We start from the raw sequence: 26,052 nt of genomic DNA, 5'->3' as shown, positions 1-26,052 counted from the left end.
GTCAGGCTGCCCGGAGGAGCCGTTTGAGGTTCTGGGAGGGGTCGGCGAGCACGTCGGGTTCCACGGGCACGCCGCGCTCTATCAGTTTCTCGAAAATGCGGATGTCCCTTGCCACAGCGTTGCCCGGGCCGATCCCGGCGGCGGCGGCGGGGGCATTGCCTGGGTCACACTGAAACACGACGCATTGGCCGTCGCCCGTGCTCCGCTGGTGCACCGGGCGGGCAGGGTCGAACAGACCAGCCACCTGGAGGGTCAGGTCGTATTGATCGGACCAGAACCAGGGCACGCTTCCGTAGGTTTCTTCGCCTTCGCACCCGAGCATGCAGGCGGTCGCGAACGCGCCCTGATCCTGCGCGGCCTTCCAGCTTTCGAGACGCAGGCGCGCGCCCCGCCACTCGAAACTGCAGCAATCGCCGGCGGCGAAGATCGCCGGGTCGGGGGTGCGGAAGCGACTGTCCACGCGGACGCCGTTCTCGACCGTCAGCCCCGCCTGCTCCGCCAGCTCCGTGTTCGGCACGGAGCCCACGCCCGCGATCACGGCGTCGAAGGCGTGGGTGGCGCCATCGGCAAGGGTGATGGTCTCGCCGGTCGCGTTTGCCACACCGGTGCCGATGCGCAGGTCCACACCCTCCGCACGATGCCGGGCCTCGACGACCGCGGCGATCTCCGCAGGCACCGCACGGGCCAACAAGCGCGGCGCGGCCTCGATCACGGTCACCCTTGCCCCAAGGGAGCGGGCCGTTGCCGCGAGTTCCAGCCCGATGAAGCCGCCGCCGATGATGCCGATACGGGCATCGGGCGTCAGGCGCGGCAGGAGCGCCGCGGCGTCCCTGTCCGTCCGCAGGGTGAGGCAGCCTTGAAGGGACGGAAACAGCCGCGCCCGGGCACCTGTTGCCAGCAGCAACCTGTCGTAGGGCAGGCTCTCGCCGTTGCCGAGGCGGACGCGCTGTGCATCGCGGTCGATCCGCGACACCTCCGCGCCCCGCATCAGCGAGATACCGGCCTCGTCATAGGCCTCTTCCGGGCGGATCGGCTTTGCCGCGCCCATGCCCTTCGAAAGAGGCGGGCGCTCATAGGGCAGGCTGCTTTCGGCCCCGATCAGGGTGATGCGCCCGGCGTGCCCGTGCTCCCGCAAGCTGAAAGCCGCGCGCACGCCGCATTCCCCAGCGCCGATGATGACCATCTCCGCCATATGTCACCCCGGGAAAGCGTGGTGGGCGGGATTGCGCGCGCCTCGGGCGTGCGCACGCGGGCTGGCCTGTCTCTCGTCCATGTCAGATCTCCACGAAAACGCGGCCACCTTCGACCTTGGTCGGATAGGTGTTGAGGTTCTCGCAGGCGGGCGGGGTTTCGACCTCGCCGTTGCGGACGTCGAAGATCGAGGCGTGTTTCGGGCATTCGATCGTCGCCTCGACGACCAGCCCGTCCGACAGATGCACCTCCTCATGGGTGCAGAGACCGTCCGTGCAGTAGTAGTTGTCCTCGTGGTCCCGCACGATGATGAAGGTTCGCGCTCCGTGATCGAAGCGGATCACGTCCTCTTCCTCGATGTCGCCTGCGGCGCAGGCATCAATCCACTCGGCCATGTCTCTCTCCTCCTGGTTCCAAGGGCGCCCGCACTGACGGGGCTCGTGATCTCGATGTGCGATATCCGGTTGCGCCCGCCGGAGACGGGGCAGGAAGCCGGGACTTCGGTGTTCGTGAATGGGCGCAACGGCGGCGGGGGAGGGCCGCCGCCGCCGGCCCGGTCACCTGCGGCCTATTCCGCCGGGGTGGCGGCCTGCTTGGCCTTCAGGCGATCCTTCTTCTTGCGGAAGCGTTCCTTCATCCGTTCGTCGGATTCCTTCGAACCGTCGTGCCAGGTGCCGAAGAGCTTATCGAGGGGGACCAGCCCGTCGCCGCCGTAGTTCACCTCGAAATACTTGTGGTGCAGGTAATGGACATAGGCGTGGCTATCGAGCGTCCGGTTCTCGGTCAGTTCGAACTTCTCGAAGCCCAGGTGCCCGTTCACCGCGCCAAATCCCACCGAGTGCAGCGTGAAATAGGCACAGATCGGGTTCGACGGGATCAGCAGGTGCAGCCAGGCCTCTGCCATGTAGGGAAAGCCCTCGCCCGGATGCATGCTCAGCGACGACCACGGGCTCGGGTTGATCGAGTTGTGGTGCACGGAGTGGATATGCTTGTAGAGCGGCGGCCAGTGGATGGCCCGGTGCAGGAAGAAGAAATAGACCTCGTGCACGGCCGGCGCCATCAGGACCACGAAGCTCAGCCAGAGCCAATGGGTGGTCCAGGGCAGCCAGACGGCCCAGCTGTTGGCATAGGCCCAGAGCAGCACGATCTCGACGACGGTCCAGAGCGGGATGGTGATCAGGAAGGACCGCAGGAAGTTGTCGAGGTTCTGGCTCTTGAACCAGAACACGTCGGACGGATGGTCGGCAGGGAATTTCCCGTTGTACTTGAAACGGTTCTCCTGCTTGCGCTTGATGTAATAGACGAACTCGAAGCTGCCGAGAAACACGAACATCCCCACCGCATTCAGGGCGTAGAGATAGGCGTAGTTCGCCAGAGACAGCGTCGCGAGGCTCTCCCAGCTCGGGATCAGGACCAGCACCCAGAGAAGCGCGGTCGCGAGGTGGAAGGCGTTCCACGGCCACAGGTATTCCGGGATCCAGGAAAGCACCTTGGAAAGGCTGAACGGCCAGTGCCAGATCGGGGCCGGCTCCGCCGGTTTCAGCGGGGTCCAGTTGCCGCGCTTGTCACGGGTCCCGTACTTGAGATCGTCCATGGATCGCTCCTCCCAGGTGCCGATGCATAGCGTCTTCTGTGGCATCATGACCGGAAACCGATCAACATCATCTCACGCGCCGCCGCTTTTTGTTTCAAAATGACATTTCGATATGTCAAAATGAGATACATGGCGCCAAGGTGGCGCAGGGGCAGACAGTGAAACGACTGACGATCAGCGATCTGGCAAAGGCGGCGGACGTGTCCGTCTCGACGGTCAACCGCGTGCTGAACCGCCCCGATTCGGTTCGCAAGCACACGCGCGAGCATGTCCTCGCCACGGCCGAGGAGATCGGCTTCTACGGTCTTGGCACGATCGAAAGCTCGGTCCGCAAGGGGCGTGACACCCACAGGCTCGGCGTTCTGCTGCAGCAAGGCGGGCGCGCCTTCTATCGCAACCTCGGCAGCGCCCTGCGACAGGAGGTCCGGCGCCGGTCCGACAACCAGATCGAGCTCGATCTGGAATACCTGGACGATCTGTCGCCCGACAACATCGCCGCCCGCCTGATCGACCTCGGCACGTCATGCGACGCCGTGGCCCTCGTGGCGGCGCAGCATCCGCGGGTCGCCGACGCGATCGACACCGTGGCGGGCAGCGGCGTTCCCGTCGTCGCGCTGATCGCGCCGCTCTCGGCGCGCGCCAACGTCAGCTTTGTCGGGCTCGACAGCTGGATGGTCGGGCGCACCGCGGCCTGGGCCTTCGACAACATGGTCCGGACGCCGGGAGAGATCGGCATCCTCGTCGGCAACCACCGGTACCGGAACCAGGAGATGAACGAGAGCGGCTTCCGCTCGTATTTCCGCGAGCACAACACCGGCTTCACCCCTCTCGAACCGCTCGCGACTTACGAATCCGCGGCGGTTGCCCGCGAGATGGTCGAAGCCCTGTTTCGCGATCATCCGAACCTGTGCGGCCTGTTCATCTCGGGCGGCGGCATAACCGGGGCGCTGGCGGCGCTCCGGGAGGCGGACAAGCGGGAGGACTTCGTCGCTGTCGGATACGAGCTGTTCGACGCGACCCGCGAGGCGTTGATCGATGGCACGTTGAAGATGGTGATCTCGCATCCTCTGGAACGCTTTGCCCGCGAGACGATCGACACGATGATCCGCGTAAAGAAGGGCGGCGTCGACGCCGGGGCGCAACGCGTCGCGCTCGGCTTCGAGATCTACACCTCCGAGAACGTGTGAGCCCCTGGCCCAGCGCGAAGACCGGCGCCCTAGGGCTCGTTCCAGTCGTAGCGGCGGTCCCGCCAGATCTTCTCTCCGATCAGGCAATCGGTCGGGTCCCGGCGGCTCAGCTGCACCGGAACCAGCGTCTCCGACGGCGGTCCGCCGACCATCTCCAGGATCAGCTTGCGCCGCACGGCTTCGGCGAAATCGGCCCAGTCCACGACCGGAATCACGAAGGAACCCGCGCCGCCGGTGACACAGGTCTCGTAATAGACGTCGAGCCCCTCGAGATGCCAGTCGCTCCCGAGGCCCTCGCGCGTCATGAGCGGAAGCCCGTTGATGACGATGCCCTTCGCCAGGACGCTGTCGCGGGCCTGGGTCACCGGGCGCCCCTGGTTGTTGGGACCATCGCCGGAGATGTCGATCACCCGCCGGAGCCCCTCGTAGCCGTTCCCCTCGATCATCTCCGCGCCAAAGATCAATGCCTCGGAGATGGACGTGCGCCTCAGCGCCGGGTTGAACTGCGCGCTCAGCGTCTCTGCGAAGGCGGCTAGATCCTCCCGCGTCTCCAGAAGGCGCCAGTCGACGATCACCTCCTGCGTGCCGGCCCACTCCACATAGCTCAGGGCGACCCGCTGCAGCAGGCCGGACTGAACCGCGGCATAGACCGCGTCCGATTGCAGGGCGGCCGCGTATCCCTGGCGCTGAATCTCGAGCTCGTTCTCCGTCATGGACCGGGAGACATCGACCATCAGCACCAGTTCGAGATCCACCTCGACCCCCTCGGCGACAGCGGGCGAGGCGAGCAATCCGGCACACAACAGGGCGGCGAGTCTGCGCATGGTCCAAGGATGCGCCAGGCATCCCCCCTCGATCAACCGTGGCCTCTCCCTTCGCCACCGATGCCGCGTCGCCGGTCTCTCCCCAGCCTGCTTCCAACTGGGGACTGACAGTGCGCCCTATGGGTCGGATTCTCGTCGCTCAAAGGGCCGACGCGGCTGTGGCGTCTAGTTCAAACTCAGCAGGATCTGGATGTCGCGCTGGTTGAGACGCTCGAGAAGGGCACGCTCTTCGACGAGCAGGGAGGCCTCCTCGGCCACATAGCGTTCGATGTACGAAGCAATCTCGCTGGTGGAGCGATAATAGAGATCCGGGTTCGCTCGGCTCAGCTCTGTGAGCATGCGCTGCAGCAGCGCTTTCTGCTTCTCGGTGTCGAGATCTTTCCGTTTCTCTTCCAGCATCTCCAGGCCGCCCACGCTTCCGTTCTTTTCCGTTACTCTAGGCGATCTAGATCACAGGTGAAGAGTGTCGACTCCACGATCTGTCCTTGCAGGGCGCAGCCGCCCGAGCCAGGGGCGGTGGCTTCGATGGCGAGGCAGCGCCGGGAAGCCGAGGATCGGCGCATATCGAGGTGGATGAAGAGCGAGAGGGGCGCCCCATGATCCGAAACCTGATTGCATTTTTTGGTCTGGTCGGTCTCCCCCGCGCCGAGGGAGCGTCGGCCGAATGCGAGGACGAGGTCGACACGGGGCTGGCCAGCCGGATGCGGGCGCTGGACCGCGACCCCTATCTGTCGATCGCCGACCCGGACCTTCGCCTGATCTCGGTGTTCGACGACCTGAAATACGACCGCGCCGATCTGGACATGCTGACCGGCCCGATGCGGCGGCGCGCTGTCCGAGGGCTTGAACCCCTCGGCTTCCGGCAGGTCTCCGGGGCGGTCATCGAGAACCGATCCGCGGATGTGCGGGTTGTGATGCCCAAGCAGCACAGCCTCGGCGCATCTCCATTCGACGCCGCGCGCTACCTGTCACGCCGGTCCCGGGACTATGTCCTGCTGACGCCGACGCAGGTCGCCTGCCAGTTCATCGATAGCTACCCGGTGGAGGATGCGGTGGAACGGATCCGTGTCCTCGTCGCGAAGCACCCGATCAATCTTCTCAAGATCGCGGATCACCTCGAGCACAACGACCGGCACGCAACGTTCCGCCCCGCGATCGGCCATCTGAAGTTCGTCCAGAGAGAAGCCGTCGAGGCAGAACCTCTGCGCAGCCGCCGCGCCCTGCGATAGCGGGCAGGTCGGGGACCGCTCCCGAGCGGTCGCTTCGGTCAGAACAGCAGATTGGGCAGAAACAGCGCGAGGACCGGGAACAGGGTCAGCAGGAAGATCGCGAAGAGGTGGATCAGCCAGTAGGGGACCGTCGCGATTGCCACGCGGCCGAAGCTCACTTCGTTGTTAGTCAATGCCGTCAGAACCGAGAGGTTCAGACCCACCGGGGGCGTCACCTGGCCGATCTCGATGACGATGGTGATGATCACGCCGATCCAGATCGGATCGAAGCCGAGCCCCGTCAGGAGCGGGAAGACCACCGGCAAGGTCATGATCATCAGGGAGAGGCCGTCGAAGAAACACCCCAACAGCAGGTAGACCAGCACGACGATCAGGAGCACCGAGTTCGCACCGAGGCCGCTGTCTGCGACGACTTCGAGGATCTGTTGAGGCACACCCAGAATGCTCACGGATTTCGCAAGGATCGTGGCCCCCAGCACCAGGAAGCCGACCGAGGCGAAAAGCAGCGCCGAATGGTAGATTGCGTCCAGCAGCTTGCGGAAGGTGAAGTCGCCCCAGATCGAGGTGAGCACGATGGCGAAGATCACCCCGAGGCCGGCGGATTCCGTGGGTGTCGCGAGTCCGCCGATGATGCTGCCGATGACCGCCGCGATCAGCGCGAGGATCGGCCAGATATGGCGGAACCCGGCAAGGATCTCGAGCAGCGAGGACTGGCTTGCGTCGCGCGGGGCGAGCGCGGGGTTCCGGGCGCACCGGATCAGCAGGTAGGCCATGAAGAGCCCGCCCACCATCAGCCCCGGGACGATGCCCGCGGCGAACAGCCGACCGATCGAGGTCTCCGTCAGCGCGCCGTAGATCAGGAAGGAAAGGCTCGGCGGGATCAGCAGGCCGAGCGTGCCGCCGCCGGCAAGGCTGCCCACGACCATGTCCTTGTTGTAGCCACGCCGGGTCATCTCGGGGTAGGCGACCGAGCCCACTGCCGCCGCCGTGGACAGGCTGGAGCCGCTCACCGCCCCGAACAGGGTGCAGACCGCAATGTTGGTGTGCAGCAATCCGCCAGGCACGCGCCGGAACAGCGGCGAGAAAGCCGTGTAGGCGCGTTCGCTGACCCCGCTGCGCAGCAGGATCTCTCCCAGCAGGATGAACACCGGCACGGCGCTGAGCGTGAAGGAGTTGAACACGTTCCAGATGGCGTCGACTGCAAGCGAGGTCGCGCCATTGGAGAAGAAATGCAGGATCACAAGCCCGGTCAGGCCGAGCGCTGCACCGAGCGCCATGCCCGTGCCCGCAGTGACAACGAGGCCGCCAATCAGGGTCGTCCAGAACATCAGGTCGGTGTCTCGCCTTGGTCGGTAAAGCCCGGCTGCGCCTCTGGCTGCGGCTCGGGCAAAAGGCCCGTCAGCCGGGCCAGCAGGATCGCCATGGTCAGCGCCACGGTCACGGGCATCACCGCCATCCACGGGTAGAGCAGCAGGCGCGAGGTTTGCGTCTTGAGGTTGCGGTCGAAGGCGAATTCGAACCAGGGCACGATCTCGATCATCAGCCACCCGAAGAAGACGAGGCTCAGCACCAGCCCCAGAACCTGCAACGCCCGGCGCCCGGCGCCGCGCGTCGCGTTGTAGAGCAGGGCCACGCGGACATGCTGGGCGCGCAGGGTGACCATGGGCAGGGCGAGCAGCAGCGAGACGCTGAGCAACAGGCCCACGACCTCCTCGGTCACGTGCAGCGGTGTGCCGAGCTTTCGCATCACCACGCTGGCCGAGATGATGCAGACGATGGCCGCGAGCCCCAGCGAGGCCGCGATGGCGCAGGCAAGGGCGAGGCCGCGCAGGGCCTGCGCCACGAGGGCGGCTGGGGATCGGGCCATCGGAACGGGTCCGCTTACCGGCCCAGCGCTTCGAGGACGCGCTCGCGGTAGCCCATGGCGTTGCCGCCGGCCTCTTCCGCCAGCTCGGCCCAGACTTCCGTCACCGCCTCGACGAAAAGCGCGCGGTCTGCTTCCGGGAAATCCTCGCCCCAGGTGAGACCCTGCCCCACCAGGTCCTCGCGGGCCTGCATCTCGCGCTCGAGGTCGTCGTCATACTGGTTCGTGCGGTTCCACAGGTCATCGGCGGCCTTGGTCACCGCCTCCTTGAAGGCAGGATCGGCGGCCTCCCAGCGGTCGGTAGCGACGCCGAGTACATAGGGGCCGGACGCCATCGGGTAGAGGAAGGACGCGTGTTTGGACACTTCCTGCAAGGAGATCGTGTGTGCATAAAGCGCCGGGTAGAGCGCGCAATCCACGACGCCGGTCTTCATCGCCACGTAGAGTTCTTCCTGCGGGATGATCTGGGCCGAAACGCCGAGCCGGGTGAAGGTCTCCACCTGGTCGCGCGCCCAGACGCGGAGCTTCTTGGACTTCAGGTCGTCCAGCGTGTTGACCGGCTCCTCGCCGCAGAAGACCGAAACCATGAGCATCGGGATCGCGACATAGCCCACCGAGGAGACGCCCCAGTCTGCGAATTCCTCCTCGTAGATCTCCTGCACCACCGGAATGGCCTTCTCGAATTCCTCGATCGAGCCGATGGTGCCCTGAACCACGACAGAGCTAAGCGCCGGCGCGTCGCGGCCGAGATAGTTCGCCCACATCAGGCTCATCTCGACGGCCCCCTTGGGCAGGAAGCGCAGGGTGTCGGTGTTCGGCAGGCCCAGCGATCCGCCGCTGTAGAGCTTCAGCTCGTGCGCGCCGCCCAGGGCCTCGTTCGCCTCTTCGACAAACCGTTCGAGTTCCGCCGATTCCGGGCGCGTCTCCGGCAGGAAGTTGTTCACCCGCCACTCTTCCGCCACCGCTGCCGACGCGGAAAGAGCAGCCACCGTGGCAAGGCTACCGATCAGGTGTTTCATCTTGTGACCTCCTGGACCTCAGTCCTGTCTGTTGGGAATTTCCGGATCGTTGCCCGGTTGTTGGCTTGCGGAAGATTTTAGTCGCGCTGCGGCCTATGCGAAAGCGCAATCGGGGGCAAGCGACCGGAGGGTGGGCGTCTCGGGTCGTCCCCGGATGGAAACCCGTGCAACTGCGGGCTCGACGCCAAGCGGCATTCGATTGACGATCGAGACCCCGGCGCAGCATATGGACCAACGCGTTTGCTTGCCTAGGGAGGTCCGTGCATGGGGATCAGGATCAAAGCGAAGACCTTCGGCCCGATCTCTGTCCGTTTCGATATGGATGGGGCTCTGACCTACGCGGGACAGGGCGGAGAGTTCTCTGCCGCGCCGCCACAAGGAACACCGGTCGAGCTGCTCCTGGCATCCGTCGGGGCCTGCATCGCGAAGTCGCTCGAGATCGTTGCCGAGGAGCGCCCGCTCCCGCCGTTCTCGGTGGAAGTCACCGGAACCAAGGCGACCGACCTGCCGAACCGGGTTGGGTCCATCGGCATTCGCGTCGTCGGGAAGCTGAGCGACGATGCAGACAGGTCGGCCGAACTGCTTCGGCGCGCCAAATCGATCTGCACGGTCAGCAATACGCTGAACTGCGAGATCACCCTGGATCTCGACGAGTCCGAATGACGTGGCGGCGGCTGCGCCGTCAGAAGTTACGTTAGGGAAGATCGTTCCGGCGTGCTATGCTGCCGGCATTTCAGCGTGCTGGTCTTTCTCCTTTTCCCATGGGGGTGCCCTACATGAAACGACTGACTGCCATTGCCGTGACCGCGTTCGCCGCCGCTCTTTCCACGGCGCAGGCCGAGACCCTGCCGCTGCCCCAAAGTATCATCAGCCTGTCGACGCCGGAGGGCGCGGCGCTTCTGATCGAGGCCGAGGCCAGCACCGATTACTTCCCGCTCAGCATTCACTTCACCACGCAGGACAACCCCGCATATTGCGGACCCGCCTCCATTGCGATGGTGCTCAACGCCCTCGAGATTCCGCGTCCCGCGTCGGACATGACCCTTGGCCTCGGGATGTTCGACCAGGAGAACATCTTCACGCCCGCTGCCGAGGCGGTGAAGCCTGCCGAGGCGATCGTCAATCCGCCCTACGGAATGACCCTCGACGAGGTCGGCGGCGTTCTGGCTGCGCATGACCTCGCTGTCGAGGTGGTTCATGCGTCGGAATCCGACCTCGACACGTTCCGACAGACCGCGATCACGCAACTAGCGGACGACGAACACTTCATTCTCGTGAACTACCTGCGGTCGGCGATCGAGCAGGAAACCGGCGGTCACATCTCGCCGCTCGGTGCCTACGATGCGGATACGGACAGGTTCCTCATCCTCGACGTGTCGCGGTACAAGTACCCGCCGATCTGGGTTGAAGCTGCCGCGCTGTTCGACGCGATGAATACAGTCGACAGTGACAACTACGACAAGACGCGAGGCTACGTCAGCGTGCGCCGCTGATCCGTTCGAGTGCCGCGAGCCCCGTCCGTCCCGGCGTGCTGACCTGACTTGTTCCAGAAGGGAACGTGGCGCGGCGTCTGAGGATGCGCGAAACCATCGGGCCTTGGGAGCCGCGGTCCCGCCCGCCTTGCCTGGCGCCTGGTCTGGCACCCCGCGCCGTACATTCTGCGACACACCGATCAAGGGCGTCAGGCGGTCGCCACGGCATGCCTCACTCCCGCAACCAGGCACTTGAGAACTGGACAGCCTCCACCCCGGCCAGGGGCCTGATCCGTTCGAGTTCGGCCTTCAGGCCAGACAACCGCCCCTTGCCCGTCCGCACGCCGGCTTCGGGCCAGAACGCGCGAACGACGAGAGCATCACCGGTGCGCCGGGCGTCGATCCGCCCGATCACGCGGTCTCCCTGGAGAACGGGGAAGACATAGTACCCGTACCTGCGCCTGGCTTCCGGGACGAAGATCTCGATCCGATAATGGAAGCCGAACAGCCGTTCGGCGCGTGCCCGGTCCCGCAAGGCCGGATCGAAGGGCGACAGAAGGCGCACGCGGGACGATGGTTCGGGCAGCGTGGATATGCTGTCGAGGATTTCTTCCGTGGTGAAGCTCCGCCGCCGGGAACCATCCGCCATCTCGACATCCGCCTCGATGATCCGGCCGGCGGTCAACGCTCTCGTGCACCAGGCTTTCGCTTCATCGCGCGTCACGATGTCGAAGAACGCCGCCAACTCGCCGCTGGTGCCAAATCCAAGCCGTTGAAGCGCTTCCCACATTGCCCAGTCGACGATCTCGTCCGCATCGAGCCGTGGAGCGAGGTGGCCTGCCGGGATTACGCGCTCGGTCAGGTCATAGAACTTCCGGAAGCCCCGGCGATGGCAGATCGCCAACTGTCCTGACCGCCAGAGGAACTCCAGTGCCGTCTTGGACGGATGCCAGTCCCACCATCCCGACGAGCCCTTCTTCTCGTCGCCGCCGAGATCGTTGGAACATGCCGGACCATGATCGCCGATATGCCGGAGCACGGTGTCGATTTCGGCCTCCCACCCTTCGCGGCGCGCCGCCGGCCAGCGCGCCCGCATACGCGCCTCGTCGCGCGCGAACTTCATCCGCCACATCGGGTAGAATGGCATCGGGATGACCGCGGCGTCGTGGGTCCAGTGTTCGAACGCGCTCCGCCGATGCGAGACCAGACGCTCGAGCGCCTCCGGACGGTACCGGCCACGGCGGGACCACAGGATCAGGTCATGCGCGCGGGCGAGCGTGTTGACGCTGTCGACTTGCACGAAACCGAGGCCGTGGAGCACGCGGTCGAGGTCCTCCTCCTTCCCGGAACCCGGTCCGGGTCGCAACAGCAGGTGACGGTCCAGAAACAGGCGGCGCGCCAATTGGTTGTCGAGTCGCGCGCGTGTCATCTTCAGTTGCTTACCTCAGCCAATGCTTGACCCCGGAACGGCCATGACTTAGGTGGTAATCTGCTGAGCGGGCGTTGTGTAGTGGTAAGACCTTAGCCTTCCAAGCAAGTGATCCACCTTTCCTGTCGTTTCATCTCCGTTCAAACTGTTTCTTTTTCAATGCTTTGGCCTTTCCTCTCGGTTCCTGCAGGGGTACACTCTTGGATGCCGATACAGACAAAATTCCGACAAAATGCCAAAGCTCACCGAGACCTTCGCCAAGAAGCTGCCACCTGCAAAATCCGACACCGAGAAGCACTGGGACAGCGAGGTGAAGGGTCTCGTGCTCTTCGTCGGCAAGCGATCCAAGACCTGGTACTTCCAGAAAGACGTGGGCGGTCAGACACGGCGGGTGCTGATCGGTCGCTTCCCGGTGATCTCGGCGCAGGCCGCTCGCCAGACCGCACTCGGTTTCGCGCTGGAGTGGGGCCGCGGCGCGGGGAAGCAGATCCAGATCGGGGCCCCTACCCTCGAGGAAGCGATGGAAGCCTACCTCGCGCGGCCAAGGCTGCGCTCAGAGGCACACAGGTCCGGCCTGCGGCAACAGTTCGAGAACCATCTGAAGGACTGGATGCGGCTTCCGCTCGACGAGATCTCCAAGTCGCAGGTTGTTGACAGGCACCGCTCGCTTGCAGCCACCCCCTCAACGGCAAACCATACCCTCAAGTACTTCCGCACGGTCTGGAACCACGCCCGTCGGACCCATGATCTGCCCGAATGCCCGACGATGGCGATCGAGTGGTACCCGGAGCAGCCGAAGGGCGAGATCATCGAGGATCTGAAACTGTGGCGATCCACCATCGACGGCCTCCACAATCCGATACACACGGTCTTCTACGAGCTGCTTCTCTTTACCGGGTTCCGCAAGAGCGAGGCTCTGACGCTTGAGTGGAAGCATGTCCGCGAAGACCACATCCATCTGCCGATGACCAAGAACGGCCGCAGCTTCGACCTGCCGATCCTGCAGATCCATCACGAGATCCTGGCGCCGGTCCGCGGCCTGCACCGCAAGTGGGTTTTCCCGTCTCCGAAGGGTCCAGATGGTCGGCTGACAGCCCCGACGCGGATGCGTTGGAGCCCGCACGCACACCGACGGACCTTCGCCACCGTAGCAATGGAGGCCGGCGTACTCGAGGAGATCGTCGGCCGGCTGCTCAACCACACGCCACTCTCGATCACCGGGCAAAGGTATGCCAAGCCATCATTGGATGCATTGCGTCCGGCGATGGAAGCCGCCTGCAAGGAACTGCAGCGACGCACGCAGTGATGCCTTTTCACAGTTCAGGCCCTAGCTGAACCTCACGCCAAGGGCCCTAATCCGAAAACTACTCTACTCTTCTGATAGAAGCATTCCCGAGTGTCTAAAAGAAAGATACACCAGTCAAACGGAGGTTAAGGCACTGGCAGGCGGAGAACAATCTGTCGGAGAGCGAATAGCGCGTGATATCTGGTGCCGCCATTGAGCGTATGATGGTTCTCCAGCTCAACGGACTGCGACCCGCTCATTACGAATTTTGCCGTCCATGCGTTGGACGTAACCCGACAGAACGGTCTGAAGTCGGATAACCACTTATGATTAATATGTTATTCTGAATGGCGCTCTTGGACGGTGCCGGACCAAGTCAGAGAACTTTTGACGTACATTCCCTACTAATCCCCTACTAAAAGACGCCAAGCGCTAGCGACGGTCGGACCAGTCGGGCTGCCACCAATGCAGCAAATTCAGAAGCCGTTTGTCCTGACAGGCCTCCATAACTACAGGTGACGGGATGAGTCTGGATTGTCGTGATGCTATGCACCTGCGGAGGGCATCTCATCGGCTACACTCGCTAGCAACCCGGTGATTTCTGCCGCAGGTGCGCGAAGGATACCTTCCACGAAATGCGAATGACCGTGTGCCTCCTCGTTGCGATACGAGTTCTCGAAGGAAGCGATATCCTCTTCAGCAGGTCGCACTCCGACCTCTGATATCTCTTCGTAGGCCTTCACCATGAAGTTAAAGACGCATGGGTTAATGTTCACAGCCTGTCCGTACCAGTGAAAAACAGCCTCGCACGCCGCACGTATCTCGTTCCGCCAACGTTCTTGAGAGTTCTCAATCGCGCGTTCGACTTGGTCTCGTCTTAGGATGCACATGATAGCGAGATCACTGTAGGCAGGTGCCGGGATGACGCGAACATTGGAGCGCAACTCCTCCTGGTGATGTGCCAGGTTCCGGATCGCCTTAAGTGCAACGAACTCTTCGACGTGGTGGAAATCCTTGCCGACCGCCCTCTGCAGGCGGTCATTTAGGCTATGCATTGCAGTCAATAGGTCAAAGAGGGTGTCTGAACTGGGTCCGATGCAATGCCGTTCGTATGTGCGAAACAGGCGCCCGGCGGCTGCAGATGCCGACCTAATTGCCTGGTCGTCAGATGATTCCATCGGTACAGTTCTCCTGTCGCTAAGCGCTATTTTGTCGCCAGGAACCATAATCTAGTTCGCAGAGCGAGTTTCGTGAACTACTTCAGAAACCTATAATTACTGATCCTTATGGCATCAAGTTATTGTTTTTGCGATGTAATTGTTGAATTTGCCTCATCAATGCACGGCGACTGTTTCTAGAATAGATCGTGCGTCAGCGCCAAATTTTCCGCATGCTCGAAAAATCGGAGGCGCTCATGGAACATGCATTCGAACTTGTCTCACTACTCTTTGCGGCTTCGCCGCAAGTGTTGGCTCTTATCCTCGGTCTCGCAGCCATCGGTCTGGCCGGCTTCGCCATTTGGGCAGTTCATGCCGCCCATAACCGCCAAAACCGTCGGTGAACGTTATGAAGACGTGGGTGAAACTTCCTACTGGATGGATCGAAGCAGGAGGACTGAAAGACTTCCGATGGAAGCAGGGTGAAGGATCGGCGAACTTAGCTGGGCTAATGTTGTTAACCGTGATTGCTCACCATTCCGACGATGAGCATGGTGTTGCCCAACTAACCTATGATCAACTCCAGGCTGCGACGGATTTGAGCCGCACGAAGATCTCGCAGGGTTTGAGCGCCCTTGTTGACCGCGGTCTAGTCGAGCGCTTGGGAGCACAAAGCGCCTATCGGATTACTAATTTTGACCCGGCTCGTGGCTGGGGCAAACTACCTGCCCGCGGTCTCTACCGGCAGCAGGCTATTCCAGCCTTCTACGAATTTCACCTTAGACGTGCTACCGAACTCGATGCATTAAAATTCTACTACGCCGTCGTTGCCCGTCGGGACAACGACACCAATCTTGCCCGAATGAACTATGAGACGATCGAGGAGTACGCAGGTATTCCGCGAAACAAGATCAAGAGCGCTCTGTCGCTACTCGCAGTCAACAACCTTGTACATGTGGAGCATGTTCCAAGTTGGAGTAGTGAGTACGGTGTTTCGAATGCCTATCGCCTCGCACATCTTGATACCAACCGTCATATGGGCAACCGTGGGCGTCGCCTTATTCATGAAGGGAGCTTTCCTGATGAATAGCTCCAAAAGATGCTTATTGATGACTGCTTGCTGAATGTGTGTTGAGGCCATCAGTATTTTCCGTGATCCCATACTGACCGCCAACCCAATACCGTCGTACCCGGCACACCCCGCCCCAAGCACGGGTTTCGCCGTAGGAAGGCGGTAAGGCGCTCCCAGTCCACCCTCTCCCTCTTGCTATCTTGCACCCAGGGGAGACGAAAATCGGTAGACGGGCGCTACGCCAGTAAAAAGCCTCATTGCCCTGGGATAAAAGCATCAGTCATACTCCGAGAATCTCGACACCGCTGGTATTAGCTATTGTTTTCGCTCCCGAATTGGCTCCGCTCGAAGCCACAGACCATTGAAGAGCCCAAGGCCACTGGGTTGGCCGAAACGGCCCTTGAGGCTGGGCCGAAGGTCGGAACCAATATCGACCGCCCTGTCATCGACCTCTATCGACCACACATCACGTCTGGCGACTGTCTCATCGTGACCGGCTATCAAGACTTCCTGTCGTCGCTCGCCGTTTTGATGAGAGAGGTCAAGGAGCTCAAAGACCCTGACGCAGACCCTGACATCCATATTCGGATATCGTTCGGTATCGATACGGCAAACTCTCGACGGTTGGCAAAGCCGAGGCCGGTGACCGAAGAGATGAAGCTTTATTGGCTGGAGAAGTCCGGCCTGCAGGTCGAGGATGACGACGATCTGCTGGCGGTGCTGGCAAAGCGGGCGATACAAACACGCAAGATAGAGCTTCGTGTGTTTGATCCCGTACTGGCCCAGACCCGCCTGGGGATCAGCGGTGATCGTCGGATGCATTCCAAGATCGTGAGTTCGCGGGTGGGCGCGGTGGCAGGCTCGGCGAACTTTTCGCGCTCCGGGCTCTACAGCAATATTGAGTACGCGGATGGGCTCGATGCTGGTTCGCACGAGCTGCAACTTGAGCGCACCCAAGCGGCTGAACAGATTTGGGACGTTTCGGCTGACTGGACAGAAGAAGCGCTCGAAATCCTCGATAGGTTGATAAAGCCTGCCACGGCAGAAGACGCCATAGCGCGGATGATCTCGGAGCAAAAAGGCTTCGAGCCATGGCTAACTGGGGACCGACGAGAGATCACCGGCCACACGCTGTACGAATACCAACAGGAGCTGACCTACGAGGCCTGCTCCATCACATACGAACACGGCATCGCCTTCGTGGAGGCGCCTACAGGTTCGGGTAAAACCGAAATCGGATGCCACTTGGGGGAAGCTCTTTCGGAAACCTTTTCGCGGGTCATTCCGCGCTCCCCCATACATGGCGTCGCCAGAAAGAACGCGGCGGTGATAGCGCCGCCCAAGGTCATCCCTAGCTGGGTAAAGCATTCGACGAACTCCCTGGAGGCCATAGCCAACACAAGTCTTTCAAAGAAGCGCCTGCGAGGGGCCGGCGACGATCGCAAGTCGGGTCTGAGACTCGATCAGTTCGGCGTGCTCATTATCGACGAAAGTCATACGGTGACACCTGGCTTCGAACAGGCATCCCAGATGGCTGCGGCGGTCGAGCTCGCACCACCCAGCTGGAACGTCTGCTTGTCGGCAACACTTCTAGGCAATCGCGACGTCGACTGGCTTGCCCATATGCAGGAGAAGCGCGCCTCAATCTTCATGACGCCGGACTACATCCAGGCCATGGGCGAGCTGTTCGAACGTGAGATGCAAAGTTCACCCGACATCTTCGACCAGCACGCGCCACTTGCTGTTCTATCCGAACCAGAAACCGCTCTGTCGAGGCAGGCACGCACGGAACTTTCCGAGCTGATTTCGCCTTTTTTGGCACGCCGTCAGCGCCGATGCATTGGCGAGGATCAGGATCGCTCCAAACACAGCTACCCGAAGCTATCCAATCACGGGCGACCCAGTACGCTGAAGCTCACGAAGCCCCAAAGGGCGCGTCTCGACGAAATCGTTGCGCTATGTAACGACCTCGCGCCCGGCGGTAGGGTCACGGCTGTCGAGAAGAGCCGCTTCGGTCACGTCAAGACACAGCAGAGCACCCAGGATCAGCTCCATATCCGCAACCTGCTGAATATTCTCCGGGTAAGCGCGGCGCAGGCAGCCTGGGAGATGACCCAGGGCGTCATCGGAAAGTGGCTGCGGGAATTTGAACAAGGTTCCAAGAACAAGCGGAGGGCTCCACACCCTGGCCAGGTCGACATGTTTGCTCTGCTTGGCATCGATGCTTTGGCGGCTCCCGAAAAGTGCGATGCCCTAGCCAAAAAGCTCGCCTCACAGCCGCTGCAAGACTTGGATGAGAAGCGATATGAAGCTTGCCTGCGCATCCAGCAGCAGAAGGATCGGGTTGTCTTTCTTGCAGAGCGCACGGACACGCTCGAAATCTTTGCTGAGGCGCTTTCTCGCGGCGGCCACCACACGAACTTCGTCGTTGGGAACCAGACCAAGGGTGATGATAGGGCCGTGAAGGCCATCTTTGGCAGCGGACCGGACGGCTTCCGACGGATCACGCACGGCAAGTCGGTAGAGTCCTACTTCCGCCCTGGGGGCAAGAATGCGCCGGAAGGGCCTGCCTCGGTCTTCCTCACCTACAAGATGGCGGAAGGGATTAACCTTCAGTCCGCCGACACGCTTGTTCTCCTCGGGGTCACGTCGAACCTGAAAGAGCTCATTCAAGGATTGGGTCGTATCGACCGGATCGATAGTCAGTTCGGAATTGTGAACTACCACCTCGTCGATGTTCCCGTTGGTCAATTTGCATCTGACGAGAAGGTCACCAACCGCATCGAGAACTATCGGACCCTAGCAGGGGAAGAGCTGATTGACGCCGTGCAAGAGGTTGGCTCCGAGGACACCGAGGTGATCCTGGAGAGCGTCACGCGCTATCTCGGGTCAACCAGGCGGATGCGAGACAACAATTTCCACGACGTTCTCGCTCGGACCAAAGAGAAGATTTCTCCAGAGCGCTACGGTCTCATCAGCAAGGCCAGAATCGAAGGGACTTGGGGCGCTGAATTGGCGCTTCTGTCTGCCAGAGAGAGCTTCACCGCCCTACATCTGAAGGGCGTCGACAAGCCGACCAATTTCTTACCTCCGCGTTTGCTGCTGCTACGGCCTTCTGAGACGGGCCTACTGTTGGAGCGGGGTCAGTTGGCCTGTGCTAAGACCCTTGAGACGGCATACGAGAGGACCAAGAGCCTCGGCTTGGAACAGACGAGGATGACCGAGGAGGATCTGACCAGCGCGCTTGAAACCGTCTCTGGCCAGCTTGGACGGCTTACAGAATGGGACCTGCGCCCAGCACGCGTCGAAAGTCTGATGAAGGCGTGCGCAGAGTTCATGAGCCGACGGTCCGACGTGGAAAACGATGATCGAGGGATGTTCGGGCACTTGTCCCTACCCGCCATCGAAATGATCTGCGAGTCATGGAGTCGGCTGCTCGACCCCTACTGGGAGCAAGCCAAGCAAGAGGTGCGGGACAGCTTTGCCTATGAGGAGCTGCCGAAAGGGTACATCGCGATCCAGGCGATCCTAGAGAAGCTCGAAAGCGATCTTCCGGGCGCTGACGACGTCCGCGAAAAGATGTCCAAAGTGATCGAGGAAGCAGAGCTTGTGTCCAGGGATCATGAGCCAGAGATCGGGCGCCGGGTTTCGGTCGTGTTTTTCTCGGGTGGTGCGGGCGAGCACTGATCAATGTGAACTCCCTGACGTCCATTATGTCGACTTCGACAACGCTGGGCTATGGCCCACTAGGCAAGTTTATGGTGACCAAATTTTTCTATTGGAGTAGCAAGAAGAACACTCCTTGCAGGATCAAATCGTTTCAAGATTCCGGTGACTTGCGCATAATTTGGTGACCAAGAATCCAAATTTCCCCCGACTTCAAGGAAGCGAGTATTCCATACAAGAGAGCCGCTAAAACCCCTCGGATCACTAAACCTCATGTTTTTCTTTGCATATTCTGTTGTTTCGGAACTCCAGTTTGGCGCTCCCTGGGGCCACAGCAACTCAATCAGATCGCCATCCGAGGCTGCCTCTTGGTTTTGCTGCGTTAAATATCCAGTTCCGTTTGAAACCAGATTTTCAAAAGCGAAATTGCTATTCTCGCCAGAAAACCCGAAAAAGTACAGCAACTCCTCTTTTTGAGAAGTCTCGTGTTTCAATGCTAGCTGGTGGGGTTGTATCGCAGGCTGTTCGGTGCTCAAGGCGACTAGAGTATCTTTGGTACATGCGACATCAACTGGTTCGGGGATGCCTAACCATCTCATTGAGTATCTATGGATGACGTCGCTGCTATTCAGCCGGTAGTCGAGCTGCCATTCGCCTTCTGCACCCACATGGTGGCACGTAATTATCGAATGAATTCCCGATCTAATGATAAACGACCCCGTCCCGATTAGACGAACACGGTCTGCACTTTCATGAGATAACGGAGTTACACAACTGCGTACGAAGTTGTTCATCTTGCTTACAACATAGTCGCATTTCTTCATCCACTCGACTTGCTCTGCACTCTCTCTGTTCATTCTTAAATTCCATACAATTGGACAGTTTCGTTTCGTTAGTTTGCCGTTGAATCGTAATGGTCTATTTCCAAATATTTTCATTTCTATTACGGACAATAGAAAAACCCTGAAATGCGGCCCTTGCTCTAAAACTTTCAACGATATCCGACAGGTCACCTAACGCTTCGGAGATTTCCCTGCGCTTTACCGAACATCTTGGTCCGACGATAACTTGACGCAGCGCCATCTGATCCGAGAATGGCTCAAAGAAATGGGTTCCTCCGCTAATCGTCTCACCTTCCCTGAGTTCGAAAAACCCTCGGCGTTCCTCTTCGTAGGCCCATGCATCGAATTTGGTTAGCATCAACTGCTTTATATCTGCTGGGGTTATGCCGTCCAAGGTTCTGTGGCCAAGATCCAGAAGCTTCGGCCGTTTTGAAACATACTTCACTTGGTGGAACCTCGTTGGCGCAATCTCGAAGGCAAGCGCAATACCTCGAAGGTTGTCGGCGTAGTGAGCCCAAAGTAAAGGATTGCTCCACCGCTCGCTCATGCAGATTATTCCGCTCTTTTGGTGCAAGTGTGAGCGTATCTCTCGCAGCGCCTTCCTGTCTTTCCGCCCTTTGAGCGCTAATCCAATAAACTCAAACTCGTCGTTCAGCTCCTCAATACGAGAAATCCGAAGCCGTTTCTCACGCAAAGCTCTGATTGCGTACTTTTCGTTGAGGAATCGAAAGACTAACATCAGATCAAACCTGGAAACGGATCAACTGACCAAGAGAAGCAGGGGCGCACGCTGGAAGCAAATACCGCAAACTGTAGCGGGTCGGTTTCATATACGGGCATTGACCACTTCATCTTTACAACGCTGGTAAAACAACTGGGTTTGCAACTGGGCCAACGTTCGTGAACCCGTTTTGGAAGGCAACCTCAACGCCACCGCCTGACTGTCCGAACATAGGAACGCATGCTCCACAACGTGTATGCGTGAAAGAAGGCGGACGCAGTTCCCATCTATAGCAAGCTGGCAGTAATCCGGGTAGCGCAAGGCGAGCAACGGCAGAGAATCCGGTTGGCATGAACTGCAATTCTGACATTGGCGCCGTGAATGTACCCGCGGCCACTCTGCCGGTTTTCTGGTCTATACGTCTGCTAGTTGGCCAAGGTTCCCAACGATAGAAAACGTCATCTGTGCCAGTTACTCCGATGAAGGGTAGATGACCATATGTCCAACTGTTCGGTTGTGGCGGCTGAGGAAATGGACCGATCGGGAATTGCCTAAATTGTACGGAAGGAATTATTTGGCGACCCTCTATACTATTTTCGACCGGTTCAAGCATATCCAGCCATTCTCTGAACAAAGCCTCTCGATCGGAATCGAGCCCTCTTTCGTCACGGCGCAGCCATGGCTCATCCAGGTAGCTCAGAGGCTCGCTGACCTCCGCTCCCAGGAACAAATCACTTGAAAACAAGGCGACTTGGCCTCCCAGAACGATCAACCATTCAAGTAAAGGGGTTTCTGGCTCAGCTAGAACCTGAATTCCCATAGAAGTTTCGGGAAACCCCAAAAGCAGCGACTGATCTCTTTCATCAATCCGAAAAAGCCTCATGCAAATAAATCTCCAAGTTTTCAGCCGAATATGGCGTCAAATATAACCGTTCATTCCCTGCTCGTAAGCGCCCTTATGTTAACAGACTGCCGCAATCCAAGATCGCCTCGCCTAGTTCAGTGAGCTCGCACTTACCCCCTTGCACTAGATCTCCTTGTTCGATTGCAAAACAGTTCTGGGCTGCTAGCTTGGGCCAGCGGCAAAGAATACATAGCAGTACACTATCAGCAGAATCCATGACCAAAGTACAGCCAATGGATCCGGAGCAACGTGCACGGATAAAGATCTTGAAGGACAACTTTCCCGATAAGGACCCTTGGGATGGTGATGTCGAGTTCTTTCTATCCAAAGATTTTCTGCTTTCTACGGACCTCTCAAGAACGGTTTTTCTGAAGGAAGAGCTGGAGAAACTCGACAGGTTCGCTGGTGCAGTGACCAATGTCTGGAACGCTTACTCGTCGCTATCCTTCCGTTCCAGGGTCGCTCTGACGCAAGATCTTAAGACGATCGCCACTATGCCCTTACAGGAAGAGTTGGGCTTTCAGGCACAGCCCGCACGGGAGCCTGAGTTCGAAAGGTTTCGGCGGAACTTTTTAGTAGAAATGATCGCGCTCTTTCGAGCAGTCCATGGCCGTAACCCTCCTGCCTACGAGAACTCGCCGAACGCGTCGCGCGACCAAGGGATGATCAACAATGCGAAGTCAGAGCTCCAAGAGCTTCACGCCCTTAACAGGCACGAACTGAACAATGAGCGCGCGGCCAAGGTGCAGTTCATGTCGACAGCTCGCAAAGTCTGGAAACGGTATACAGGAGCCGACGCTCCGAAGAAGGGCGACAGCCCCTTCGCCAGATTCGTGAATGACCTGCTCATTCACATCGACAAAGCGGAGTCACCTGGTTGGTCATATGAAGCGTTGGCAAACGCCTGGGTGTCGCATGAGCGACGTACAAAAAGCCTGTCAAGGGGCGCGAAGAAAGAAAGTTAACCAATTCGCGCCGCCTGACCCAGCTTGTTGGAACGACCATGCTGAGATCACCAACTCAGGAGTGATCCACAGTGTCAGAACAACAGCACTTCCCCGCGATGCCGACTTATCTGCGTCCCGCCGTCGCCGCGCAATACCTTGGAATCTCGACCTCGAAACTCGCCAAGCTTCGGCTTCGGCATAATCGTGCCAACGGCCCGGCCTTCGTAAAGCTCGCAGGCTGCGTCCTATATCGACGCGAAGACCTGGACGAGTGGCTCAACCAACATCTGGTTCAAGGCTAACCGCGGGGCCCACTGTGCGCTCTTGATACGCTGCACAGCCGTTCATTGCGTACTGCTTCTCCAAATCTCCGGAGTATACGAATGACAGTTTCCGAAACTGGCAATGGGACAGTTATGTCCGGGCGAGAGGACTTCTTATGCCGACGCCTCTAGTGAAACCGCTCCCACGGGCAACTGAGCTTCCGCTTGCAGACCTTGGACCGCTCATTGAACCGGTCAGAGCGATCGAAACACTCACGCAAGCGCCAACAGCGCTAATCCTGAATGCCGTACTTGCGTCGATCGCCGTTGCCGTACAGGGGCATGCAAACGTACAGACGCTTTCCGGGGACTGCGCTCCCACCAGCTTGTTCTGCTTCAGCATTGCGGCTTCAGGAGAACGAAAGACGCAAGTCGATCGCCTCGCCACCTCGGCCATCAGGGAGTTCGAAGCACCGCTCCTCGACAGGTTCCGTAAAGACCTACAGAGGTTCGAGGAACAGAAGAACTCCGGACGCGCCTCCACATTTTCTATAGGCCTCATTGACGATCCAAGTAGTGATCGCGAAGAACCTCCACTGGATACCACCCCGCCCACTAGCCCACAGATTCTCTTCGAGGATCTGACAGTAGAAGGCAAACTCCGCCACTTCGAGAACGGACGCCCTTCGACCGGGATCTTCACGGATGAAGGCGGGATCATTCTCGGCGGCTACTCCATGAGTTCTTCAAACCGCGAGAAGACTGCCGCACTCTTGTCGAAGTTCTGGGATGGGAAACCGATCATGAAGAACACCGCCGGGGGTCAGGCCGTCTTCCTTCCCAACAGGCGTGTTTCCGCACACATCGCAGTACAACCAGCCATCGCACTGGAGACGCTTTCTGACCAAACGTTGAGGGATCAGGGCCTCTTTGCGAGGTTCCTGATGGCGTTCCCAGACACGAACCAAGGAAAACGATTCATCCGCATGGATCAGGCGACAATCGTGGCAAGGCAAGAAGCTCAAGCGACTTTAACTACATTCAAGAAACGGCTGCGTGACCTACTTAACCTGAAGCTCCCAACGACCGACAGGGACCCGCTTCAACTCGCGCCCAGAACGCTAGAACTGGAAGACGAGGCAATCCTGGACCTGGTTGAGTTCTTCAATGTAACTGAGGAGGCCCACGCCGAGGGCTTGCGCTACGCCGAGGTTCGCGCCCACGCCTCCAAAGCCGCAGAGCAGGCCGCTCGCATCGCCGGCGTACTCACCCTGTTCGAGGACCAGAAGGCGACCTGCGTTTCGCGACGCCACATGAGTATCGCGATCAACCTTACGAACTTCTACCTTGAGGAAGCGCTGAGGGTATTCGCGGCGGGAACGGTCCCGAAGCACATGCAGGAAGCGGAACGACTTCGCGTCTGGCTGAGAGACATGTGGGAAGAGGAGTTCGTCGACGTGAGCGCTGTGGCTCAACGTGGACCAAACGCCCTTCGCTCCGCCGACCGGGTCAAACAGCTATTCGCGGTCCTCAAGGAGTATGGCTGGCTTCGAAAAGTCGAGGGCAGCCATATCATAAGTGGCAGGAAATCGCGCCGCGCTTACCAAGTTGTGCGGGGCTAGTGCTGTTGTGCAGTCCTCGGATCCGCTTGAAGCCATACGCGAGGCTTTCAGAAATGCTGAAGAAATCACTTTTCCCTGGGAGAAGCCCGCATCGAGTTCTGTCAATTCGCAACATTCGCAGGATTCGCAAGCGGTACGTCTGACCTCCCACCTGACCAAGCAAGAACAAGACATCTTCGAAGAACGCGCTGCGATAATGGAGTTCGACGGTGGATTGGAGAGGGCGGCGGCCGAGCAACGCGCCCTCCTGCTTGTTCTCGCTGGCAAGCGAGGGCGTTGAACGGTGAAGCCTCGCTCTCCAAGAAGAACACACCCGGGACCGCCCTCCTGACGCTCCTGACCCAATCGCGCTCCTGCCGCCAAAGTTCCGCCGAATTGCCAGACTAAAGCACAGCCGGAGGCTCATACCATGCAACACACGCTTCTTTTGGTCGCTTGGCAGGCTGTATTTGCGGCAGGAAACCAAGTGTCCTTACCCCACACATCACCAACGCCCCAAAATCGACTGCTGCATCTTTCACAGTCGATAAGCTGCTCACCCCGCCGATACTGCTCGAAATCGATCTTCAGTTGCCAAGACGCCTACTGGCTCTTTCGGAACTGCTCCTGGGGTCGATCCTTGGACAGAGACAACGACGGCGTTACATGTGAGAACCTTTGTTCGGGTGGCTGAACTATCGGAAGGAAGGCTCTAGAGTATGTTACTGAGAAAAGGCGTCCTTGCTTCAGTTGTCACGATGGTTGCGGCATGTCTATCCGCGGAGCCTTCGAGCATTTCCGGCGTGGAGTCTGTCATCGACGCCGATACGATTGAGATACATGGCCAGCGCATTCGACTTTTCGGTGTCGACGCGATCGAGAGCCGTCAGACTTGCAAGCGACATGATGGAAGCGCCTGGCGCTGCGGAAAGGACTCAGCTTTCGCCTTGGCGGATTTCATTGCCAGTTCACCGATCGATTGCGACGTCCGTGACGTCGATCGTTACGGGCGTCTCGTAGCCGTTTGCAGGAAGAACAACCATGACATCAACGGATGGCTTGTACGAAACGGCTGGGCATTGGCCTACACCAACTACAGCCTTGACTATGTTGACGAACAGCGGCTGGCGGAGAAGGAGAAGCTGGGCATCTGGCAAGCTTCGTTCGAGATGCCATGGACTTGGCGCCGCAACCACTGACTTCAAGGATTATCTCCCACGAACGCTTGATCAGATACCGACCCCGTCTGTGCTCTCCGTCCGCAACTCCGATCGCCAAAGTGCTTCAGGAAGATGGGGGGTGGGTCCGAAACTATTTCGGATAGCATAGGGACCGGCGGGGGAGGCTTCATTCTCTCGGAGCGAAAAATGAATCCAAAAGACCAGCGGGCACCATTGGACCGAGGTTCACATTCAAGATTAACTGCCGCGAAAATGCGTAAGGTAGTCAACTCGAGAGTTGGTAGCGACCAAGGTCGGGTTTGCCGATCTTGCAGTCATTCCCTGCCTTGCTGGTTCGTCAGCCGTCAGCGTGGAGTTGAAGCAAACGTTCGCGGCGTCTCACATTAAGGACGAGTCAGTGGACAAAGTGATCGTTCAGCTCAAGGTACTCAATGACTGCTTCTCGAGTTCGCTTTCAGGATTTAACTGACCGGTACTCGGAAGCGCCGCTCGAAGTTTGAGCGACGATAGTGTCAACGGCGGCGCAAAAACCGACCACTGGGCGGAGCAAAAGTCGGCCAGTCTGGGCATGACCGTCGCCTTGGCAAACGTGCTCCTCGTATAG

The 26,052-nt window shown here is 59.6% G+C and carries 25 protein-coding genes; 12 read left to right on the top strand and 13 right to left on the bottom strand.

What is annotated here, in order from left to right:
* Position 1 precedes the first annotated feature (1 nt).
* The 3 genes from CHB86_RS13605 to CHB86_RS13595 all read right to left on the bottom strand — a co-directional run bounded on the left by CHB86_RS13605 (position 2) and on the right by CHB86_RS13595 (position 2,785).
* On the bottom strand, positions 2–1,192 hold the full coding sequence (locus CHB86_RS13605; protein ID WP_089233620.1) for an NAD(P)/FAD-dependent oxidoreductase: 1,191 nt from the start codon (positions 1,190–1,192) through the stop codon (positions 2–4).
* 82 nt (positions 1,193–1,274) lie between these two features.
* Positions 1,275–1,586: a MocE family 2Fe-2S type ferredoxin gene (locus CHB86_RS13600; protein ID WP_089233619.1), complete on the bottom strand. Its 312-nt coding sequence runs from the start codon at positions 1,584–1,586 to the stop codon at positions 1,275–1,277.
* 173 nt (positions 1,587–1,759) lie between these two features.
* Entirely contained in the window at positions 1,760–2,785 is a 1,026-nt protein-coding gene (locus CHB86_RS13595) for a sterol desaturase family protein (protein WP_089233618.1), read from the bottom strand.
* A gap of 158 nt (positions 2,786–2,943) precedes the next feature.
* Here CHB86_RS13595 and CHB86_RS13590 point away from each other — a divergent pair, with 158 nt between their 5' ends.
* Positions 2,944–3,972 carry a LacI family DNA-binding transcriptional regulator gene (locus CHB86_RS13590; protein ID WP_089233617.1) on the top strand — a complete coding sequence of 343 codons (1,029 nt, stop codon included), beginning with the start codon at positions 2,944–2,946 and terminating at the stop codon, positions 3,970–3,972.
* A 29-nt stretch (positions 3,973–4,001) separates the two neighbouring features.
* On the opposite strand, the gene CHB86_RS13585 is transcribed toward CHB86_RS13590, so the two are convergent.
* Complete coding sequence (locus tag CHB86_RS13585; protein ID WP_089233917.1) at positions 4,002–4,796, bottom strand: DUF1194 domain-containing protein; 795 nt, start codon at positions 4,794–4,796, stop codon at positions 4,002–4,004.
* Between the two features lie 165 nt (positions 4,797–4,961).
* Positions 4,962–5,210, bottom strand: a complete 249-nt coding sequence (locus CHB86_RS13580; protein WP_245837959.1) for a hypothetical protein — start codon at positions 5,208–5,210, stop codon at positions 4,962–4,964.
* Between the two features lie 182 nt (positions 5,211–5,392).
* On the opposite strand from CHB86_RS13580, the gene CHB86_RS13575 reads away from it, so the two are divergent.
* Positions 5,393–6,025, top strand: coding sequence for a hypothetical protein (locus CHB86_RS13575; protein ID WP_089233616.1), 633 nt, complete (start codon positions 5,393–5,395; stop codon positions 6,023–6,025).
* A gap of 38 nt (positions 6,026–6,063) precedes the next feature.
* Here CHB86_RS13575 and CHB86_RS13570 read toward each other — a convergent pair whose 3' ends face one another.
* From CHB86_RS13570 to dctP, 3 genes are read right to left on the bottom strand one after another with little or no spacing between them, the layout of a single operon-like run.
* A complete protein-coding gene (locus tag CHB86_RS13570; RefSeq protein WP_089233615.1) occupies positions 6,064–7,353 on the bottom strand; it encodes a TRAP transporter large permease in 1,290 nt (429 codons plus the stop codon).
* Positions 7,353–7,892 (bottom strand): TRAP transporter small permease, encoded by a 540-nt coding sequence (locus tag CHB86_RS13565; protein ID WP_089233614.1) that lies wholly within the window; start codon positions 7,890–7,892, stop codon positions 7,353–7,355. The genes CHB86_RS13570 and CHB86_RS13565 overlap by 1 nt, the downstream gene beginning before the upstream one ends.
* Positions 7,893–7,906: 14 nt before the next feature.
* Entirely contained in the window at positions 7,907–8,908 is a 1,002-nt protein-coding gene (dctP, locus tag CHB86_RS13560) for a TRAP transporter substrate-binding protein DctP (RefSeq protein WP_089233613.1), read from the bottom strand.
* Positions 8,909–9,172: 264 nt separating this feature from the next.
* On the opposite strand from dctP, the gene CHB86_RS13555 reads away from it, so the two are divergent.
* Together CHB86_RS13555 and CHB86_RS13550 are read left to right on the top strand one after the other, a co-directional pair.
* Complete coding sequence (locus CHB86_RS13555; protein ID WP_089233612.1) at positions 9,173–9,571, top strand: OsmC family protein; 399 nt, start codon at positions 9,173–9,175, stop codon at positions 9,569–9,571.
* Positions 9,572–9,684: 113 nt separating this feature from the next.
* Positions 9,685–10,401, top strand: coding sequence for a phytochelatin synthase family protein (locus CHB86_RS13550; protein ID WP_217898310.1), 717 nt, complete (start codon positions 9,685–9,687; stop codon positions 10,399–10,401).
* Between the two features lie 211 nt (positions 10,402–10,612).
* Here CHB86_RS13550 and CHB86_RS13545 read toward each other — a convergent pair whose 3' ends face one another.
* Positions 10,613–11,809 (bottom strand): winged helix-turn-helix domain-containing protein, encoded by a 1,197-nt coding sequence (locus CHB86_RS13545; RefSeq protein WP_089233610.1) that lies wholly within the window; start codon positions 11,807–11,809, stop codon positions 10,613–10,615.
* 232 nt (positions 11,810–12,041) lie between these two features.
* Here CHB86_RS13545 and CHB86_RS13540 point away from each other — a divergent pair, with 232 nt between their 5' ends.
* Complete coding sequence (locus CHB86_RS13540) at positions 12,042–13,115, top strand: integrase family protein (RefSeq protein ID WP_089233609.1); 1,074 nt, start codon at positions 12,042–12,044, stop codon at positions 13,113–13,115.
* A 524-nt stretch (positions 13,116–13,639) separates the two neighbouring features.
* Here the strand turns inward: CHB86_RS13540 and CHB86_RS13535 are convergent.
* Positions 13,640–14,272, bottom strand: a complete 633-nt coding sequence (locus tag CHB86_RS13535; RefSeq protein WP_089233608.1) for a hypothetical protein — start codon at positions 14,270–14,272, stop codon at positions 13,640–13,642.
* 236 nt (positions 14,273–14,508) lie between these two features.
* Between CHB86_RS13535 and CHB86_RS24645 the strand changes: the two genes are divergently transcribed.
* From CHB86_RS24645 to CHB86_RS13525, 3 genes are all read left to right on the top strand, one after another.
* On the top strand, positions 14,509–14,655 hold the full coding sequence (locus CHB86_RS24645) for a hypothetical protein (protein ID WP_176442875.1): 147 nt from the start codon (positions 14,509–14,511) through the stop codon (positions 14,653–14,655).
* A 5-nt stretch (positions 14,656–14,660) separates the two neighbouring features.
* Complete coding sequence (locus CHB86_RS13530; protein ID WP_089233607.1) at positions 14,661–15,341, top strand: IclR family transcriptional regulator; 681 nt, start codon at positions 14,661–14,663, stop codon at positions 15,339–15,341.
* A gap of 366 nt (positions 15,342–15,707) precedes the next feature.
* A complete protein-coding gene (locus tag CHB86_RS13525; RefSeq protein WP_245837958.1) occupies positions 15,708–19,010 on the top strand; it encodes a DEAD/DEAH box helicase family protein in 3,303 nt (1,100 codons plus the stop codon).
* 59 nt (positions 19,011–19,069) lie between these two features.
* Here the strand turns inward: CHB86_RS13525 and CHB86_RS24215 are convergent, their stop codons facing one another.
* Together CHB86_RS24215 and CHB86_RS24210 are read right to left on the bottom strand one after the other, a co-directional pair.
* On the bottom strand, positions 19,070–19,846 hold the full coding sequence (locus CHB86_RS24215) for a S1 family serine peptidase (RefSeq protein WP_141134897.1): 777 nt from the start codon (positions 19,844–19,846) through the stop codon (positions 19,070–19,072).
* Between the two features lie 61 nt (positions 19,847–19,907).
* Entirely contained in the window at positions 19,908–20,570 is a 663-nt protein-coding gene (locus tag CHB86_RS24210) for a DUF2971 domain-containing protein (RefSeq protein WP_141134896.1), read from the bottom strand.
* Positions 20,571–21,671: 1,101 nt separating this feature from the next.
* On the opposite strand from CHB86_RS24210, the gene CHB86_RS13515 reads away from it, so the two are divergent.
* The 4 genes from CHB86_RS13515 to CHB86_RS13495 all read left to right on the top strand — a co-directional run bounded on the left by CHB86_RS13515 (position 21,672) and on the right by CHB86_RS13495 (position 25,466).
* Positions 21,672–22,421, top strand: a complete 750-nt coding sequence (locus CHB86_RS13515) for a hypothetical protein (RefSeq protein WP_089233604.1) — start codon at positions 21,672–21,674, stop codon at positions 22,419–22,421.
* 98 nt (positions 22,422–22,519) lie between these two features.
* Entirely contained in the window at positions 22,520–22,705 is a 186-nt protein-coding gene (locus CHB86_RS25345) for a helix-turn-helix transcriptional regulator (RefSeq protein WP_141134906.1), read from the top strand.
* A 137-nt stretch (positions 22,706–22,842) separates the two neighbouring features.
* Positions 22,843–24,288 carry a YfjI family protein gene (locus CHB86_RS13505; RefSeq protein ID WP_089233602.1) on the top strand — a complete coding sequence of 482 codons (1,446 nt, stop codon included), beginning with the start codon at positions 22,843–22,845 and terminating at the stop codon, positions 24,286–24,288.
* A gap of 698 nt (positions 24,289–24,986) precedes the next feature.
* Positions 24,987–25,466: a thermonuclease family protein gene (locus CHB86_RS13495; RefSeq protein ID WP_089233600.1), complete on the top strand. Its 480-nt coding sequence runs from the start codon at positions 24,987–24,989 to the stop codon at positions 25,464–25,466.
* Positions 25,467–25,862: 396 nt separating this feature from the next.
* Here the strand turns inward: CHB86_RS13495 and CHB86_RS24910 are convergent.
* On the bottom strand, positions 25,863–26,052 hold a 190-nt coding region (locus tag CHB86_RS24910; RefSeq protein ID WP_217898308.1), incomplete at its 5' end, for a hypothetical protein.

The sequence above is a fragment of the Tropicimonas sediminicola genome, from assembly GCF_900188335.1.
Taxonomy (GTDB): Bacteria; Pseudomonadota; Alphaproteobacteria; order Rhodobacterales; family Rhodobacteraceae; genus Tropicimonas; species Tropicimonas sediminicola.
Note: the sequence above shows the minus strand (reverse complement) of the source record. Positions and strands in the feature narration are given on the sequence as shown.